Origin of the sequence: Mycobacterium sp. (assembly GCF_049281135.1) — a bacterium.
Taxonomy (GTDB): Bacteria; Actinomycetota; Actinomycetes; order Mycobacteriales; family Mycobacteriaceae; genus Mycobacterium.
On the sequence record NZ_JBAPRN010000425.1, the window covers coordinates 1 to 1924 of the forward strand.

General features: G+C 65.0%; 2 protein-coding genes. One reads left to right on the forward strand and one right to left on the reverse strand.

The window, feature by feature from the left end; translation table 11 throughout:
* Positions 1 to 205: 205 nt before the first annotated feature.
* Entirely contained in the window at positions 206 to 1126 is a 921-nt protein-coding gene (locus WAN02_RS17465; RefSeq protein WP_422265491.1) for a hypothetical protein, read from the reverse strand.
* A 334-nt stretch (positions 1127 to 1460) separates the two neighbouring features.
* Here WAN02_RS17465 and WAN02_RS17470 point away from each other — a divergent pair, with 334 nt between their 5' ends.
* Complete coding sequence (locus tag WAN02_RS17470) at positions 1461 to 1721, forward strand: hypothetical protein (RefSeq protein WP_422265492.1); 261 nt, start codon at positions 1461 to 1463, stop codon at positions 1719 to 1721.
* Positions 1722 to 1924 lie beyond the last annotated feature (203 nt).

The window sequence follows — 1924 nt, forward strand, 5'->3', positions numbered from 1 at the left end:
TCGACCGCAACACGCAATGGATGAGTGACGGTAACGGTCTGGATCACCGCCAGCACCCGACCAAGGAGGTCACTGCGGGAGCCGGTCTCCGCGTCAGCAACCTGCTCACCCCACGGGTCCACGTTCCGCAGTCTGCCGCATGTCGCAGGACGGCGGCATCGAGAGACTGGCGCGGACTACCGGTGGAGTTCGATTTTTACCGTGATCAGGACGATTCCGGTTCGAAGCGGGCTTTCCCGGTTCGCTCGTGCAGCAGTTTGGTGAAGGGTCCGTCAAACCGCGACGGTTTGATCTCGGCGTAGGGCGACGTGGCCGAGGGCTTCGGGCAGTCACCTTTCGGCCCACTGGACAAGATCACCGAAACCGACGTTGGGCCGGGCGGTGCACCGTCGAGGTTGATGTGGTCGAAGGTGTAGCAGCGACGAGGCTGGTAGCGCAGCAGGATGTTCCCGTGCTTGCCGCGCTCGGCGACCCGCCACGGCGTCGAGTAGAACGGTGTCGAGCCCGGTGCCGGATGCTGGCTGAGCTCGCCAGTCGTTTCGCCCGGGTTGGCGCTCGTTGGATGCCTTGGAAAGAAGGCATACGACAGAGCCTTCGGCGCGCGGGTGTCCGCGATGATTGCGATCAGCGTGCCGCCCCCGAAATGAGCGCCGTAGTCCTTCGGTGACGGCGCGTCCACGCAGTTGCTCACAAGCCATGCCCGGGTCCGCCGGACAAACGGGACGAACCCGATCACGTTCCCGCTGACTGGGCCCTCCTGCAGATCGCTGGTCAACCCGAATCGGATCTGGGTGTGACGGGCCTCCGTGGTTGTGATCGGCCCGTACACATGCCGGAAGTTGTGCATTGCTCGACGCGCGCTGATCGTCGGGCGCACGTGGGCTGCAGCGGGCTCGCCGAGATAGCCCTCCGACAGACCGTGATCGCCGCCGCCGACGGTGGTCGTCGTGAATCTGTGGCCGGGCTGCCTCGTGCACATCGAGAGCGGCCACCGCCGGTGCGATGGCTCAGCAGAGTCTGCCCGCGCGGCATGAACGCGCAGCGAGGCTTGTCCGGGCGAGCCGCACGCCACCGCACCCAGCGACAGGCCCACGGCGCAGATCCCCACCACTACCAACCTCAGCACGGGTCTCTCCTGCGAAGACGGCCGTCGCTACCGGACGAGGTGCACGGTACCGGCGCGACTGGACGCGCTGCGGATTCGTTTTGCGACCGTTACCAAGGAGTCGCCGCCTCTGCCGCAGGTCGTTGACCTGCGGGTTTGGATGGGGTGAGCGACGGGACTTGGCTGGTGCTACCCAGTTCGGAGTCATTTGCTCCACATCTACTCCACGCTGACACGCGAGTGCGGAGGGAGTGCTCGGCCCAGATGTCAAAACGACGTGTCCTTGGCGCCGCGCTTAACCGGCTACTCGAGCAGTATCGTGATGAGCGAATCGAGGAACGGCGAGGAGCGCGTTGTGGACGACACGCCAACCGAGGAGCCCCAGCATCTGTTTGGAATGCAGATCGAGCCAGGGCACGCCTTCCCCCGAGTCGATCCGACGGAGCAACGCGTACTCGGGATACCCCGGAGTTGGTACCGCACCACGACGGTCGACTACTCGGGGTTCCGCCACCCAATCCGGTGGACCAAGTGGCGCATCAGGTGCCATCGCCTTGGGCCTTACGCACCCGATTACAAGAAATCGATCGCGGGACCTGAGAAGGCGAAGCCGTAGAGAACCCGTCAGGGTTCTGATATTGGCGGCGACGCGAGGTGCCGCTCTTCGGCTCACACGCCCTGGGCCATTCCGACCATCGGGGTGAGGCGCCCAGGCTCATCCTTCGCTTGCCTGGGTTCCGCCTTGCGCCCATCGACCGCAACACGCAATGGATGGGTGACGGTAACGGTCTGGATCACCGCCAGCACCCGACCAAGGAG